General features: G+C 75.6%; 12 protein-coding genes. 6 read left to right on the forward strand and 6 right to left on the reverse strand.

Going from position 1 to position 13,910, the window contains the following annotated elements:
• Positions 1–491 (forward strand): CAP domain-containing protein (locus CCE02nite_RS17330; RefSeq protein WP_141390859.1); only part of this gene is annotated, 491 nt, incomplete at its 5' end.
• Positions 492–516: 25 nt separating this feature from the next.
• Here the strand turns inward: CCE02nite_RS17330 and CCE02nite_RS17335 are convergent.
• The 3 genes from CCE02nite_RS17335 to CCE02nite_RS17345 form a co-directional block, all read right to left on the reverse strand.
• Complete coding sequence (locus CCE02nite_RS17335) at positions 517–1,089, reverse strand: methylated-DNA--[protein]-cysteine S-methyltransferase (RefSeq protein ID WP_141390860.1); 573 nt, start codon at positions 1,087–1,089, stop codon at positions 517–519.
• Complete coding sequence (locus tag CCE02nite_RS17340; protein ID WP_141390861.1) at positions 1,086–2,708, reverse strand: AlkA N-terminal domain-containing protein; 1,623 nt, start codon at positions 2,706–2,708, stop codon at positions 1,086–1,088. The genes CCE02nite_RS17335 and CCE02nite_RS17340 overlap by 4 nt, the downstream gene beginning before the upstream one ends.
• A 65-nt stretch (positions 2,709–2,773) precedes the next feature.
• On the reverse strand, positions 2,774–3,745 hold the full coding sequence (locus tag CCE02nite_RS17345; protein WP_141390862.1) for an alpha/beta hydrolase: 972 nt from the start codon (positions 3,743–3,745) through the stop codon (positions 2,774–2,776).
• Between the two features lie 99 nt (positions 3,746–3,844).
• Between CCE02nite_RS17345 and CCE02nite_RS17350 the strand changes: the two genes are divergently transcribed.
• A complete protein-coding gene (locus tag CCE02nite_RS17350) occupies positions 3,845–5,176 on the forward strand; it encodes an enoyl-CoA hydratase/isomerase family protein (protein WP_308463701.1) in 1,332 nt (443 codons plus the stop codon).
• An 84-nt stretch (positions 5,177–5,260) separates the two neighbouring features.
• Here CCE02nite_RS17350 and CCE02nite_RS17355 read toward each other — a convergent pair whose 3' ends face one another.
• Positions 5,261–6,655, reverse strand: a complete 1,395-nt coding sequence (locus CCE02nite_RS17355; RefSeq protein ID WP_170227367.1) for an LppM family (lipo)protein — start codon at positions 6,653–6,655, stop codon at positions 5,261–5,263.
• Positions 6,656–6,859: 204 nt separating this feature from the next.
• On the opposite strand from CCE02nite_RS17355, the gene clpB reads away from it, so the two are divergent.
• The 4 genes from clpB to CCE02nite_RS17375 all read left to right on the forward strand — a co-directional run bounded on the left by clpB (position 6,860) and on the right by CCE02nite_RS17375 (position 11,861).
• Positions 6,860–9,481, forward strand: coding sequence for an ATP-dependent chaperone ClpB (gene clpB / locus CCE02nite_RS17360; protein ID WP_141390864.1), 2,622 nt, complete (start codon positions 6,860–6,862; stop codon positions 9,479–9,481).
• 138 nt (positions 9,482–9,619) lie between these two features.
• The gene (locus tag CCE02nite_RS17365; protein WP_141390865.1) at positions 9,620–10,591 is read left to right on the forward strand and encodes a diacylglycerol/lipid kinase family protein; all 972 of its coding nucleotides are present in this window, start codon (positions 9,620–9,622) and stop codon (positions 10,589–10,591) included.
• Positions 10,592–10,660: 69 nt separating this feature from the next.
• Positions 10,661–11,059, forward strand: coding sequence for a hypothetical protein (locus tag CCE02nite_RS17370; RefSeq protein ID WP_141390866.1), 399 nt, complete (start codon positions 10,661–10,663; stop codon positions 11,057–11,059).
• A 61-nt stretch (positions 11,060–11,120) separates the two neighbouring features.
• Entirely contained in the window at positions 11,121–11,861 is a 741-nt protein-coding gene (locus CCE02nite_RS17375) for a YqjF family protein (RefSeq protein ID WP_170227368.1), read from the forward strand.
• A 2-nt stretch (positions 11,862–11,863) separates the two neighbouring features.
• On the opposite strand, the gene CCE02nite_RS17380 is transcribed toward CCE02nite_RS17375, so the two are convergent.
• Both CCE02nite_RS17380 and CCE02nite_RS17385 read right to left on the reverse strand, forming a co-directional pair.
• Positions 11,864–12,523, reverse strand: coding sequence for a response regulator (locus CCE02nite_RS17380; protein WP_141390868.1), 660 nt, complete (start codon positions 12,521–12,523; stop codon positions 11,864–11,866).
• Positions 12,520–13,830, reverse strand: coding sequence for a sensor histidine kinase (locus CCE02nite_RS17385; RefSeq protein WP_141390869.1), 1,311 nt, complete (start codon positions 13,828–13,830; stop codon positions 12,520–12,522). The genes CCE02nite_RS17380 and CCE02nite_RS17385 overlap by 4 nt, the downstream gene beginning before the upstream one ends.
• Positions 13,831–13,910 lie beyond the last annotated feature (80 nt).

Genomic DNA, 13,910 nt, shown 5'->3' on the forward strand with positions numbered 1-13,910 from the left:
CGGGTCCGGGCGACGCGCACGTCGACCCGGCGCCGTCGGGCGAGGCCGCCGACCCGGCGCCGAACGTGACGCCCGCCCCCGCCCCGGCGTCCGCCGCTGCGGTCCCGCCCGGGCCGGGCGCGATCTCCGCGGAGGGCGCCGCCGTCGTCGAGCGGACCAACGCGGAGCGTGCCGCGGCGGGCTGCGGCCCGCTCGTCGTCGACGAGCGCCTCACGGCCGCGGCGCAGCTCCACAGCGAGGACATGCTCGCGCAGGGCTACTTCGACCACACGAGCCTCGACGGCCGCTCGCCGTGGGACCGAGCGAAGGCCCAGGGCTACGCGAACCCGGGCGCGGAGAACATCGCGAAGGGTCAGGCGACGGCCGAGGACGTGGTGCGCGCGTGGATGGACTCGCCCGGGCACCGGGCGAACATCCTCGACTGCGACCTGCGCGAGATCGGCGTCGGGCACGCGGACCGGGTGTGGACCCAGCTCTTCGGCTGGGGCTGAGCGTGCACCGCGGCCGCTACCCGGTTCAGAGGAGGGACGACTCCCCGGCCGCGCGAGCCTCGCGGTCGAGCAGGCTGCGCTTGACCTCCAGGCCGTAGCGGAACCCGCCGAGGCTGCCGTCCGTGCGGAGCACGCGGTGGCACGGCACGAACAGTGCGGCCGCGTTCATTGCGCACGCGCCCGCGGCGGCGCGCACGGCGGCGGGCCGTCCCGACAGCTCGGCGTAGCGCGTGTAGGTGACGGGGTCGCCCGGCTCGACCGTGCGCAGCACGTCCCACGCGTGCGCGCGGTAGGGCCCGGAGACCTGGCGCACGGGCACGGCGTCGATCGCGTGCACGTCGCCCGCGTAGTACGCCCGGACCGCGGCGACGGCCGGGACGACGGCGGGTGCGTCGTCGGGCACCTGCGAGACGTCCGTGGGGCGCAGGTCGGGGTGGACGAGCGCGACGAGCGCCGCGGGCTCGGCCGTCCAGCCGGAGGCGAGGACGGTTCCGTCGGGGTCGACGACGACCGTGAACGGGCCGTCGGGCGTGGCGACCGTCGTGGTGACGGCCGTTCCGGTGGTGGTCGTCGCGGGGGCGGTGGCTGTGGTGGTCACGAGGTCTCCTTCGTGGGGGCGGACGAGGGTCGGGGGGTCGCGGCGCGCCAGAGGTGCATCGCGGCGTACGAGCGCCACGGCGCCCAGCGCTCCGCGTGCGCGACGAGCACGCGCCGGTCGTCGGGCAGGCCGAGCGCCGCGGCACCCGCGCGCAGGGCGAGGTCGCCGTCGAGCAGGACGTCCGGGTCGTGCAGGACGCGCATCGCGACGTACCCGGACGTCCAGGGGCCGACGCCGGGCATCGCCTCGAGCGCCGCGCGCTGGGCGACGGGGTCGTCGGCGGGGGAGAGCGCGAGCGACCCGTCGGCGAGCGCGCGCGCGACCCCGAGGATCGCGGCCGTGCGGCGCGCGGGCCCGCGCACGTGGTCGGCCCCGCCCTCGGCGAGCTGCGTCGGCGTCGGGAAGAGGCGGGCCGGCCCGAACCGCGACGCGAACGGCGTGCCGAGCGCGACCGCGAGCCGCGACAGGTGCGTGCGCGCGGCGGCGACGGAGATCTGCTGCCCCACGAGCGCGCGGACGAGGATCTCCGTCGCGTCCACCGCGCCCGGGACGCGGACACCGGGCACGGCGCGCACCGACGCGGCGAGCGCCGGGTCGGTGGCGAGGGCCGCGTCCACGGCCGCGGGGTCGGCGTCGAGGTCGAACAGGCGGCGGACCCGGGCGATCGCCGCGGGCAGGTCGGCCACGGACGTGAGCTCGAGCTCGACGTGGAACCGCGCCGCGCCGCGGGTGCTCCCCGGCGGGGGTCCGTACGTCGCACGGAACGCGCCCGGGCCGTGCGGCAGCGCGAGCGTGCGCGCGTACGAGAGGACGGGTCCGGCGAGGTCCGCCACCTCGACGCCGTCGACGGCGCGCGCGGCGAGGAACGCGAACACGCCGCGCGCGTCGAAGGGCTCGCGCAGGGGAAGCGTGAGGTCGAGCACCGCGGTGGTGCCGGCGTCGTCCCCGACGGCGCCCGCGTCGTCGGGGCTGAGGACGGCACCACCCGACCCGGCGCCGCCGCGGGGAGGGGCTGAGCGGTCGGGCCGCGCACGACGGCGCAGCTCGCTCGGCGTCGTGTCGAAGACCTCGATGATCGTGTCGTTGAACTGCCGGACGCTGCCGAACCCCGCGGCGAACGCGACGTCGGCGAGGCGGAGGTCGGTGCCCGTGAGCAGGGCGCGCGCGGTCTGGGCGCGCAGCGCGCGGGCGAGAGCGACCGGGCCGGCGCCCAGCTCCGCGACGAGCACGCGGTGCACGTGCCGGGCCGAGTACCCGAGGTGGGCGGCGAGGCCGTCGACGCCCTCGCGGTCCACGACACCGTCGGCGACGAGGCGCATCGCGCGGGCGGAGAGGTCGTGCCCGAGGTCCCAGCTCGGCGTGCCGGGCACCGCCTCGGGGAGGCAGCGCTTGCACGCGCGGTAGCCGGCCTCGTGCGCGGCCGCGGACGTGAGGTAGAACGTGACGTTCTCCGGCTTGGGCGTGCGCGCGGGGCACGACGGGCGGCAGTAGATGCCCGTGCTGCTCACGGCGGTGATGAACTGGCCGTCGAACCGTCGGTCACGCGACGCGATGGCACGGTAGCGCTCCGCGAACACGGGGTCCGCAACCGCGCGGGGAGTCGCGAGGGTCGTCGTCATGACTCGATCCTCACCCCGCGGACCCTCCCGTGGCTAGCGGGATTCGGACACGACGGTGGGGGCCGTCAGACGCGGGCGTCGAGCCAGTCGAGGACCTCCCGCAGGTAGGTCGACCGCGCGGGCTCGGGGGAGAGGGCGAGGTCGTGCGCGCCGCCCTCGACCCTGACGACCGTGACGTCGTCGCCGAGCCGCTCGGCACGCGAGGTGATGTGGCCGACGTCGAGCACGCTGTCGGTCGTGAGCAGCGCGTCGTGCCAGCCGGACGCCGGGCCGCTGCGCGCGGACGCCAGCACCAGGACCGGGCAGTCGACGTGCAGCCCGCGCCCGACGCGCGCGTGCGCGCGCCGCACGGCCCGGACGAACCCCGCCCGCGCGGGGAAGCCCTCGATCGGCTTCCAGGCGAGGTCGAAGTCCCACTCGCCGCCCGTGCTCGAGTGCAGCGCCTCCACCCAGTGCGGGTCCAGCGCGCCCACGACGAGCCGCGGCGCGAACCGACCGACGACGTCGATCACCCACGTCACCGGCCCGCGGAACACCCACGGCTTGTTGAGCTCGAACCACGGGCTGTTGAGCACGAGCGCCGCGAGCCGGCCAGGCCGCGCGTCCGCCCACAGGCTGGCGACGAGGCCGCCCGTCGAGTGCCCGAGCACGACGAGCCGCTCGTGCCCCTCGGCCCGGATCGCCCGCGCGGCCGCGTCGAGGTCGCGGGCGTAGACGGCGAGGTCGGTGACGAAGTTGGGGTCGTCGTCGGGCCGCGACGGCGCGCCCGAGCCGCGGCCGATCGAGCGCCCGTAGCCCCGCAGGTCGAGCGCGTAGAACCGGTAGCCCCGCGCCTCGACCGCCTCGGCGACATGGGTCTGGAAGAAGTAGTCGATGAACCCGTGCACGTACAGCACCGCGGGCCGGTCGCCCGAGGGCGCCGGGGCGTCGCGCCGCACCAGGGTCGCGACCGCGCCGTCCGGCAGGTCGAGGTCGCGGGCCACCCAGTCCTCGCCCAGCACGTCCGTGCGCCACACCGGCGTCTGCGTCTCGGCCATCCGCGTCTCCTGTCCTCGCCCCACCACGTGTCAGCAGATTCTCGCGCCTCGGCGCGATCGCTCGGCGACAACGCGCGGGTGCGGGGTAGCGTGGCGCGCGTGACGAGCGAGATCATCGCCCGCGTCGACGACGGCGTCGGGCACCTCACCCTGGACCGTCCCCGCGCGCTCAACGCCCTCGGCTACGCCATGCTCGGCGAGATCGCCGACGTGCTGGAGGAGTGGCGCGTCGACCCGACCGTGCGCCTCGTGCTGCTCGACGGCGCGGGCGACCGCGGCCTGTGCGCGGGCGGCGACGTCCGGGAGCTCCACGCGTCGATCGTGGCCGGCCGTCAGGCCGACGCGCGCCGGTACTTCCGGCGCGAGTACGCCGTCGACGCGGCGCTCGCGGAGCTGCCCGTGCCCGTCGTGACGATCATGGACGGCATCACCATGGGCGGCGGCGTCGGTCTCGCCGCGCACGCGCCGGTCCGCGTCGTCACCGAGCGGTCGCGCGTCGCCATGCCGGAGACGCGGATCGGCTTCACGCCCGACGTCGGCGGCTCCTGGCTCCTGGCCCGCGCACCCGGGCGACTCGGGGAGCTGCTCGCGCTCGGCGCCGTGACGATGGACGCCGCCGACGCGATCTTCGCCGGGCTCGCCGACCACTACGTGCCGAGCGAGCGCCTGCCCGTGCTCGTGGCCGACCTCGCGGCGCTCGCGACCGCCGGCGTCGACCCGCTCGACGTCGAGGACGTGCGAGAGGTCGTGCGCCGCCACGCCCTGCCCGCACCCGTCTCGCGCCTCGTCGCCCGGCGGGCGGCGGCCGACGCCGCGTACGCGGCGGACGACGTGCCCGAGATCGTGGCGCGGCTGCGCGCAGCCGCCCGCGACGGGGACGAGCAGTCGGGCGCCGAGGCCGACGAGCTCGAGCGGCTCTCGCCCACCGCGGTCACCGTCGCGCTCGCTGCCGTGCGTAGCGCGCGCCACCTCCCAGACCTGCGCGCCGCGCTGGAGCAGGAGTACGGGCTCGTCTCGTGGTTCGTCGACACGCAGCCGGACCTCGTCGAGGGCGTCCGCGCGCAGGTGGTCGACAAGGACCGGGACCCGTCGTGGCGACCGGCCACGCTCGCCGAGGTCGACCCGGGCCTCGGCGCGGAGGCGCTCGCGTACGTGCCGGCGGAGGCGCTGTGGGACGACGCCCTGAGCCCGCGACTGGCGCGCCGCGCGGTCGAGGCCGTGGTCCGCCGGTTCAGCGAGGAGGAGCCGACGCCGGACGAGCTGGCGGAGGCGAGCGACGACCTCGTGGTGGAGCTCGTCCAGCGGCACGACGGCGGCGGCACGGTCGTGCACCTCGCGGACTCGTGCGGCGAGCACTTCCTCGACGGGTACTGGCCCGCGGTGCGGTTCGACGCCGTGGGCGACGTCGTCGAGGTCACCGTCGAGTCCTGAGACGACCGCGCCGTTCGACGGGCCCGCGACGCACGACGGCCCGCCCCGGACTCCGGGGCGGGCCGTCGACGGGTGGTGCTGGGGTCACTCGGGCGGGGGGCGCAGCCGCGTCGCGTCGTCGATCTCGTCGTCGGGTCCGCCCGGTGCCGGGGGCCCGTCCGGGCCGGGGCCGGGCTGCGGCGGGAGCGGCTGGGTCGGTGCCGGCTGCTGGTGCGGCGGCAGCGGCTGGGTCGCGCCCGGCGGGACGGGCGGCTGCGCGGGGAGCGGCGTCGTCGGCGACGACTGCGGGTGCGGCGCGCCGGGAGGGGCGTACGGGGCCGCGCCGGGGTAGCCGCCCTGCGGCTGCGGCGGTGCCGGCGGCTGCGCGCCGTACTGGCCCGGCGCCGGAGGCTGTGCCCCGTAGCCCTGCGGCGCACCCGGCTGCCCGGGGTAGGCGCCCGGCTGCTGACCCGGGTACGCGCCCGGCTGCTGGCCCGGGTAGCCGCCCTGCTGGCCCTGCTGGCCCGGGTAGGCGCCGGGCTGGCCCTGCTGGCCGGGGTAGGCACCGGGCTGGCCCGGCTGCTGTCCGGGGTAACCACCCTGCTGGCCCGGGTACTGGCCCTGGGGCTGACCGGGGTACTGGCCGGGCTGACCCGGGTAGCCGCCCTGCTGGAAGCCGGCGGCCTGGCCGTCCTGCGTGCCCGGCTTGGAGCGGAGCACGAGCCAGAGCACGAGGCCGATGATGCCGAGCAGCACGACGCCGCCGATCACGAACCAGAGCCAGGCCAGGGAGCCGGAGTCCGAGGCGTCGCCCGCGCTGTCGCCGCCGTCCGGAGCGGTGGCGCCGTCCGAGTCGCCGGTGGCCTCGTCCGAGCCCTCGTCGCCCGACCCTGCAGCGCCGCCCGCGACGGCCGAGCCGCGCGCCGTCATCTCGTTGACCTCGCCGACGACCGGCGTCCAGGTCACCGTGTTGCCGTCGACCTCGCCGTTGGACTCGGCGACCTCACCGGGGAAGGTGATGGAGATCTTGATGTCGAGGCTGTCCATCATCTGCTGCGTGAGCTCGTCGCTCGTCGCGTCACCCGTGTCGGGGTTGAACTCCTCGCCGGTCATGTCCATCGACCCGCTCACCACGTACTCGTCACCCTCGCGCGCGACCGAGATCGAGTCGGCCCCGGCGGACGAGAGCTGCGAGATGGGCTGGTCCGCGTACGTGATCTTGGTGCCCGTGTACCCGTCCTGGGCGTACGGCTCCTGGGTCGCGCCCTCGGGGAGCTCGGACTCCATCTCGGAGCCCATCTGGTCCCACAGCTCCTGCGGGTCCGACCCCATCGACGTGGCGAGCTCGTCGCTGAACGCCATGACGACGCTGCCGTCGAACGTGTCGTCCTCGTTGAGGGTGAGGGCCATGTCCATCCTCATGCACCCCGCGAGGAAGAGTGCGAGGGTGGCGAAGAGGGCAGCGAGGCCGAGTCGTCTGCGCAAGGGTGAGGAGTTCACTGACCCAGCATGTCGCGGATCGTCGCCCGAGGCGAGGGTCGATGCCGATTTGAGACGGAATGCGGCCGGGAGTTCATCCGCTCCGGACGACGGACCACGGGGAGGTCGGGCGCGAGGCTGACGAAGGAAGTTGAGCGGAATACACTCAACTTCGGAGTCGTTCCACTGGTCAGACCATCTTTCGAGCACCCCACCGGAGCACCTATGGAAACGAAGTTCACCACGATGTCGCAGCAGGCGATCGGCGAGGCGATCCAGACCGCGTCGGCCGCCGGCAACCCCCAGCTCGAGCCCACCCACCTCCTCGCGGCGCTGCTCACGCAGGAGGGCGGGGTCGCCGTCGGGCTGCTCGACGCCGTCGGCGCGGACAAGCAGGCCGTCGGTCAGAAGGTCCGCGCCGCGCTCGTCGCACTGCCCACCGCGAGCGGCTCCGCCGTCGCGCAGCCGACGCCGTCGCGCGCCACGTCCACGGCGCTCGACAACGCCGCGAAGGAGGCGCAGGCCCTCGGTGACGAGTACGTCTCCACCGAGCACCTGCTGCTCGGCATCGCCGCGGGATCGTCGCAGGCCGCGACGATCCTCCAGCAGGCCGGCGCGACCGCCGACGCGCTGCGCTCGGCGCTGCCCGCCGTGCGCGGGAGCGCCCGCGTCACGAGCCCCAACCCCGAGGGCACGTACAAGGCGCTCGAGCAGTACGGCACCGATCTCACGGCCGCGGCCGCCGAGGGCAAGCTCGACCCCGTGATCGGTCGCGACTCCGAGATCCGGCGCGTCGTGCAGGTGCTGAGCCGCCGTACCAAGAACAACCCCGTCCTCATCGGCGAGCCCGGCGTCGGCAAGACGGCCGTCGTCGAGGGCCTCGCCCAGCGCATCGTCGCGGGCGACGTCCCGACGTCGCTCCAGGGCAAGCGCCTCGTGTCTCTCGACCTCGCGAGCATGGTCGCGGGCGCGAAGTACCGCGGCGAGTTCGAGGAGCGCCTCAAGGCCGTCCTGGAGGAGATCCGGTCCTCCGACGGCGAGGTCGTCACGTTCATCGACGAGCTGCACACCGTCGTCGGGGCGGGCGCGGGCGGCGAGGGCGCCATGGACGCCGGGAACATGCTCAAGCCCATGCTCGCGCGCGGCGAGCTGCGCCTCGTCGGGGCGACCACGCTCGACGAGTACCGCGAGTACATCGAGAAGGACCCGGCCCTGGAGCGCCGCTTCCAGCAGGTCTTCGTCGGCGAGCCCTCCGTCGAGGACACGGTCGCGATCCTGCGCGGGCTCAAGGAGCGGTACGAGGCGCACCACAAGGTGACGATCGCCGACTCGGCCCTCGTCGCCGCGGCGTCGCTCTCCGACCGGTACATCACCGGTCGCCAGCTCCCGGACAAGGCGATCGACCTCGTCGACGAGGCGGCGTCGCGCCTGCGCATGGAGCTCGACTCGTCGCCGATCGAGATCGACGAGCTCCAGCGCGCGGTCACGCGCCTCGAGATGGAGGAGGTCGTGCTGTCCGAGTCGACCGACCCCGCGTCGCTCGAGCGGCTCGAGAAGCTGCGCGCCGACCTCGCGGACCGTCGTGAGGAGCTCGCCGCGCTCACCGCGCGCTGGGAGGCCGAGAAGGCGGGCCACAACCGCGTCGGGGACCTGCGCGCGAAGCTCGACGAGCTCCGCGTCCAGGTCGAGCGCGCGATCCGCGAGGGCGACCTCGAGACCGCGGGCCGCCTCCAGTACGGCGAGATCCCGCAGCTCCAGCGTGAGCTCGACGCGGCCGAGGCCGAGGAGCAGGCCGACGACGCGTTCGCCGCGTCCGGTCCCGAGGCCGCGCCGATGATCGCCGACAAGGTCGGTGCGGACGAGATCGCGGAGGTCGTGTCCGCGTGGACGGGCATCCCCGCGGGCCGCATGCTCCAGGGCGAGAGCGAGAAGCTCCTGCACATGGAGGACGTCATCGGGGAGCGCCTCATCGGCCAGCAGGCGGCCGTCCGCTCGGTCTCCGACGCCGTCCGTCGCTCGCGCGCGGGCGTCGCCGACCCGGACCGTCCCACGGGCTCGTTCCTGTTCCTCGGCCCCACGGGGGTCGGCAAGACGGAGCTCGCGAAGTCGCTCGCGGACTTCCTCTTCGACGACGAGCGCGCCATGGTGCGCATCGACATGTCGGAGTACTCCGAGAAGCACTCGGTGGCCCGCCTCGTCGGCGCGCCCCCGGGGTACGTCGGCTACGAGGAGGGCGGTCAGCTCACCGAGGCGGTGCGGCGCCGTCCGTACTCGGTCGTGCTGCTCGACGAGGTCGAGAAGGCGCACCCGGAGGTCTTCGACATCCTCCTGCAGGTGCTCGACGACGGCCGCCTCACCGACGGCCAGGGCCGCACGGTCGACTTCCGCAACGTCATCCTCGTGCTCACGTCGAACCTCGGGTCGCAGTTCCTCGTCGACCCGATGCTCGACGACGCGGCGAAGCGCGAGGCCGTGATGAGCACGGTGCGGTCGAGCTTCAAGCCGGAGTTCCTCAACCGCCTCGACGACGTCATCGTGTTCGAGCCGCTGACGATCGAGGAGCTGGGCCGGATCGTCGACATCCAGGTCGCCGCGCTCGGTCGGCGCCTCGCGGACCGGCGGATCACGCTCGACGTCACGACGGCCGCTCGCGAGTGGCTCGCGCTCGAGGGCTTCGACCCCGCGTACGGGGCGCGTCCGCTGCGCCGCCTCGTGCAGCGCGAGATCGGCGACCGCCTCGCGCGGATGCTGCTCTCGGGCGACGTCGCCGACGGCGACGTGGTGCGCGTCGACCGCGACCCCGAGGCCGAGGGGCTGACCCTCGGGACCGAGATCCTCACGGCCTGACGCGCAGCCCTGCCGACCCCGGGTCGTGCCGTCGTCGGTGGTCCCGACGACGGCACGACCCGGGGTCCTGCCGTCCGGCCGGGCTGCGGCACCACCGCGTACCGCGCGTCCTCACGACCTCCGGGACATACTCGGTCCGTGCCGACCGACGAGACGACCAGCCCTGCACCCACCGCCCCGCAGCGGCCCGACGACGCCCCTCGCCGTTCGGCCGTGATCGTCAACCCGAACCGGGTGGAGGGCCTGGACGCGTTGCGCGACCTCATCGTCGCGCGGCTCACCGAGGCGGGGTGGCCGGAGCCCGCATGGCTCGAGACGACCGCCGAGGACCCGGGCACGGGCCAGGCGCGGCAGGCCGTCGAGGACGGGGCCGAGGTGGTGTTCGTCAGCGGCGGCGACGGCACGGTGCGGGCCGTCGTCGAGGGGCTGGCAGGGACCGACGCCGCGCTCGCGATCCTCCCGGGCGGCACCGGGAACCTCCTCGCGGTGAACCTCGGCGTCCCGACCGACGCGGAGGAGGGCCTCCGGCTGGTCCTCGAGGGCGGTCGACGCACGATCGACGTCGGCCTCGCCGACGGGCAGACGTTCGCGATCATGGCGGGGATGGGGCTCGACGCCGCGATGATGCGCGACGCGCCGACGGCACTCAAGGCGAAGGCCGGGTCCGTCGCGTACGTCTTCTCCGCGCTCAAGCACCTCGCCGACGACGAGATGCACGTCGAGGTGACCGTCGACGGGCAGACACGGCGGCGGCGTGCGCGCACGGTCGTGATCGGCAACGTGGGGCGCCTCCAGGCCGGGACGAACCTCCTGCCGGACGCCGAGCCGGACAACGGGCAGCTCGAGGTCGCGATCATCGCGCCCCGCAACCTCCAGCACTGGGTCCAGCTCCTGTGGGGAGTCGTGCGAGGCAAGAGCCGCGTGCCGAGCCGCGAGGTCGTGCGCGGCCGCGAGGTCTCCGTGGTCTCCGACCGGACGCAGCCCCGCCAGCTCGACGGCGACGTGATCGAGCCGGCCGAGAGGCTCGACGTCAGCGTGCGGCCGCAGGCGCTGCGCGTGTGCGTGTACCAGCCGGACGAGTCGGAGGACCTCACGCGGGGCGCGCTCTGAGCCCGGCGCCGACCGTCGCAGCCGCGGACGTCCCTGTCGCCGGACCCCGCGCTTCGACAGGATGGGCGCATGACCGCTCCCCAGCCTGGCCCCGAGACCTGGTCCGCACCCGCCCCCTACGGCTCGAGCTCGCCGGCCTCGGCCCCTGGTGCGCGCCGCTCGCCGCTCGCCGTCGTGGCCTTCGTCGCCGGGACCGCGACCGTCCTCGTCGGTGCGGTGTTCACGCTGGCCTTTCCGTTCGTGCTCTCGTCGTCGGGCTACTCGCCGTCGTCGGCCGGCGTGCTCCAGCTCGTCAACGGCATCCTCACGGGCCTCCTCGCGCTGGTCGCGACGGTCGCCGGCGCCGTCGCGCTCGGACGACGGCTGCCGGGCACGGCGCTCGCGGCGGCCGGCACGGCCCTCGGCGCGGCGGCGCTCCTGGGGGTCGTCCTCGGACTCGTGCAGGGTGCGCTCTACCAGGTCCTGTGACCTCTCCGACCGACCCGCGGCCCGGACCGGGCTCGTGCGTCGCCGGGAGCGGTGCCGCATCGTGCGCCGCGCGTCCGTCGTGAACGTGCAGCGCTGGGAGGCGCTGACGTTCCTCCACTGGCGCGCCGACCCTGGCGTCGTGCAGGGCTGGCTCCCGCCCGGCCTCAGCGTGCAGGAGGTCGGCGGGACGACGTGGCTCGGCGTGGTCCCGTTCGTCATGGCGGACGTCCGGGTCCCGCCCCTGCCCGCGCTCGGCGCGTGGTCGACGTTCCCCGAGCTCAACGTCCGCGTGTACGTGCGTGACCGCACGGGCACCGAGGGTGTGTGGTTCCTCGGCCTGTGGGCCACGTCGCGCGCGTTCGTCGCCGCGACGCGCGCGGCGGGCGTCCCGTACCACCCGGCCGGCGCGGTGGTGCAGGCGGGCGGCGACCGCTCCGGCCCGCCCTCTGCGGTGCGCTACCGGTTCCGCTCGGCGGGTCGAGGACCCCTGCGCGTCCCGCACGAGCACCCGGGGCTGCGCGACCTCACCTTCCGCGCCGAGGTGCGCGCGCACGAGGAGGTCGACGCGTCGTCGGGCCTCGTGCGGTGGCTCACCGCGCGCTGGAACGCGTACGGCGTGCGGGCCGGGCGGCTGTGGCGGTTCCCGGTCGTGCACGAGCCGTGGACGGTGCGGCGCGGCACGCTCGCCGCGCTCGACACTGACCTGCTCGACCGACTCGGGCTGGGGCACGCCGACCCGGAGCTCGTGCACGTGGCCGCGCCGGTGCACGCACGGTTCGCGGTGCCGCGGCCCGTCCGCTGACGTCAGCCGGCCGGGTCGACGACCCCGTGCCGGAACGCCCAGACGACGAGCTGCACGCGGTCGCGCGCCCCGGTCTTGGTCATGGCCCGGCTCAGGTGCGACTTCACGGTGCTGGGCTCGAGGAACAGGGCCGTCGCGATCTCCGCGTTGGACGACCCTCGGCACAGCAGGTCGACGATGTCGAGCTCGCGCGGGGTGAGGAGCGCGGCCGCGTCGTCGTCCCGGGAGACGGGCGCGCGGCGGCGCGCGAGCTCGCCGATGACCCGCCGCGTGAGGGACTGGTCGACCAGGCCGTCGCCCGCCGCCACGCGGCGCACGGCGTCGACGAGCACGTCGGGCTCGGCGTCCTTGAGCAGGAACCCGCTCGCCCCGGCCTCCAGGGCGCCGAACACGTAGTCGTCGAGGTCGAACGTGCTCACCACGAGCACGGGCACCGGGTCGACGACGTCCGGCCCGGCGAGCGCGCGCGTGGCCGTGATCCCGTCGCCGCCGGGCATGCGCACGTCCATGCACACGACGTCGGGCTGCTCGCGCCGCGCGACGCGGACGGCGTCGGCGCCGTTCGAGGCCTCGCCGACGACCTCGATCCCCTCGCTCTCGAGGATGACGGTGAACCCGGCGCGGACGACGGCCTGGTCGTCCACGAGCACGACGCGCGTCACGAGACCTCCTGGTCGACGGTGCGGGAGTCGCGTGCGGGTGCGCGCGGCACGGTGAGGCGCACGAGCCACGCCCCGTCCGGGGCGCGCCGCGCGTCGAGCGAGCCGCCGAGCACGGCCGCCCGCTCGCGCATGCCCACGAGCCCGTGGCCGGTCTGCGGGTCGGCGGCCGGCACCGTGCCCGCCGCCGGGTTGCGCACGGTGAGGACGAGGTCCGCGGCCGACCACGCGAACCGCACGGCCACGGGCCGGCCCGGCGCGTGCCGGCGGGCGTTGGCGAGCGCCTCCTGGAGCACGCGGTAGACGGCGATCTGGGTGCTCGGCGTCGGTTCCCACGGGCTGCCGTCGGTCGCGACCGTGACGACGGTGCCCGCGGAGCGCGCCGTGTCGAGGAGGGCCGGGACCTCCGCGAGCGTCGGCTGCGGCGCCTCGCGCTCCGCGCCGTCCTCGTCGTCGGGGCCTCGCAGGATGCCGACCACGAGGCGCAGGTCGTCGAGCGTCTCGCGCCCCTGCGCGCGGATCCAGCGCACCGACTCCTTGGCGCGCTCGGGATCGGCGTCGACGAGCCGCTCCGCGGCCGACGCCTGGACCACGATGCCCGAGAGGTGGTGGGCCGCGACGTCGTGCAGCTCGCGCGCCATGCGCGCCCGCTCCTCGAGGACCGCCTGGGCGGCGAGCGCCTCGCGCTCGCGCTCGGCACGGAGCACCCGGTCGCGCAGCTCGGTCACGAGCTCGCGGCGCGTCGCGACGTACGAGCCGACGAGCGCCGCGCCGACGAACGTGAGCAGCGCGGAGAGCAGCGCGCCGCCCACCTGGAGCGCGTGCTGCGCGGGCCCCGCCGCGGCGGGGACGGCGAACCCTCCGAGCGCGAAGACGAGCACGACCTGCGCGGCCGCCGCGGCCGCGGGCGCGGCCAGCCGCGCGCGACGTGGTGCGTACGCCCCGGCGGAGTAGGCGGCGACGAGGGTCGCCGGGGCCTGGAAGCCGACGTACGGGGGCAGGAGCACCGTGATGGCGACCTGGGCCGCCACGGCGAGCGCGAGGCACGCCAGCGGTGCCCGACGGCGGAACGTCAGGGTCGCCGCCTGGAGCACGACGAGCGCGAGCACGGTCGCGCGCGCGCCCGGGGTGACGATCGCGGCCCCCTGCCCGGCACCGAACGTGGCGCCGACCTCCGACGCGAGCACGCGCTCGATGCCGAGGAACAGCACGACGGTCGCGACGGCGACGACCCCGGCGAGCACGGCGTCGCGACCGGTGTCGGTGCGCACGCCGACCCGGTCGAGCGCGCGGCGCAGGGCCTCGGTCACGATCTCCTCCAGGGGACGACGGGTACAGGACGACGGGTACAGGACGACGGGCACGGACGGTCGGGGCAGCAGGCCTGCCC

This window comes from Cellulosimicrobium cellulans (assembly GCF_006539945.1).
In the GTDB taxonomy this organism is placed as follows: Bacteria; Actinomycetota; Actinomycetes; order Actinomycetales; family Cellulomonadaceae; genus Cellulosimicrobium; species Cellulosimicrobium cellulans.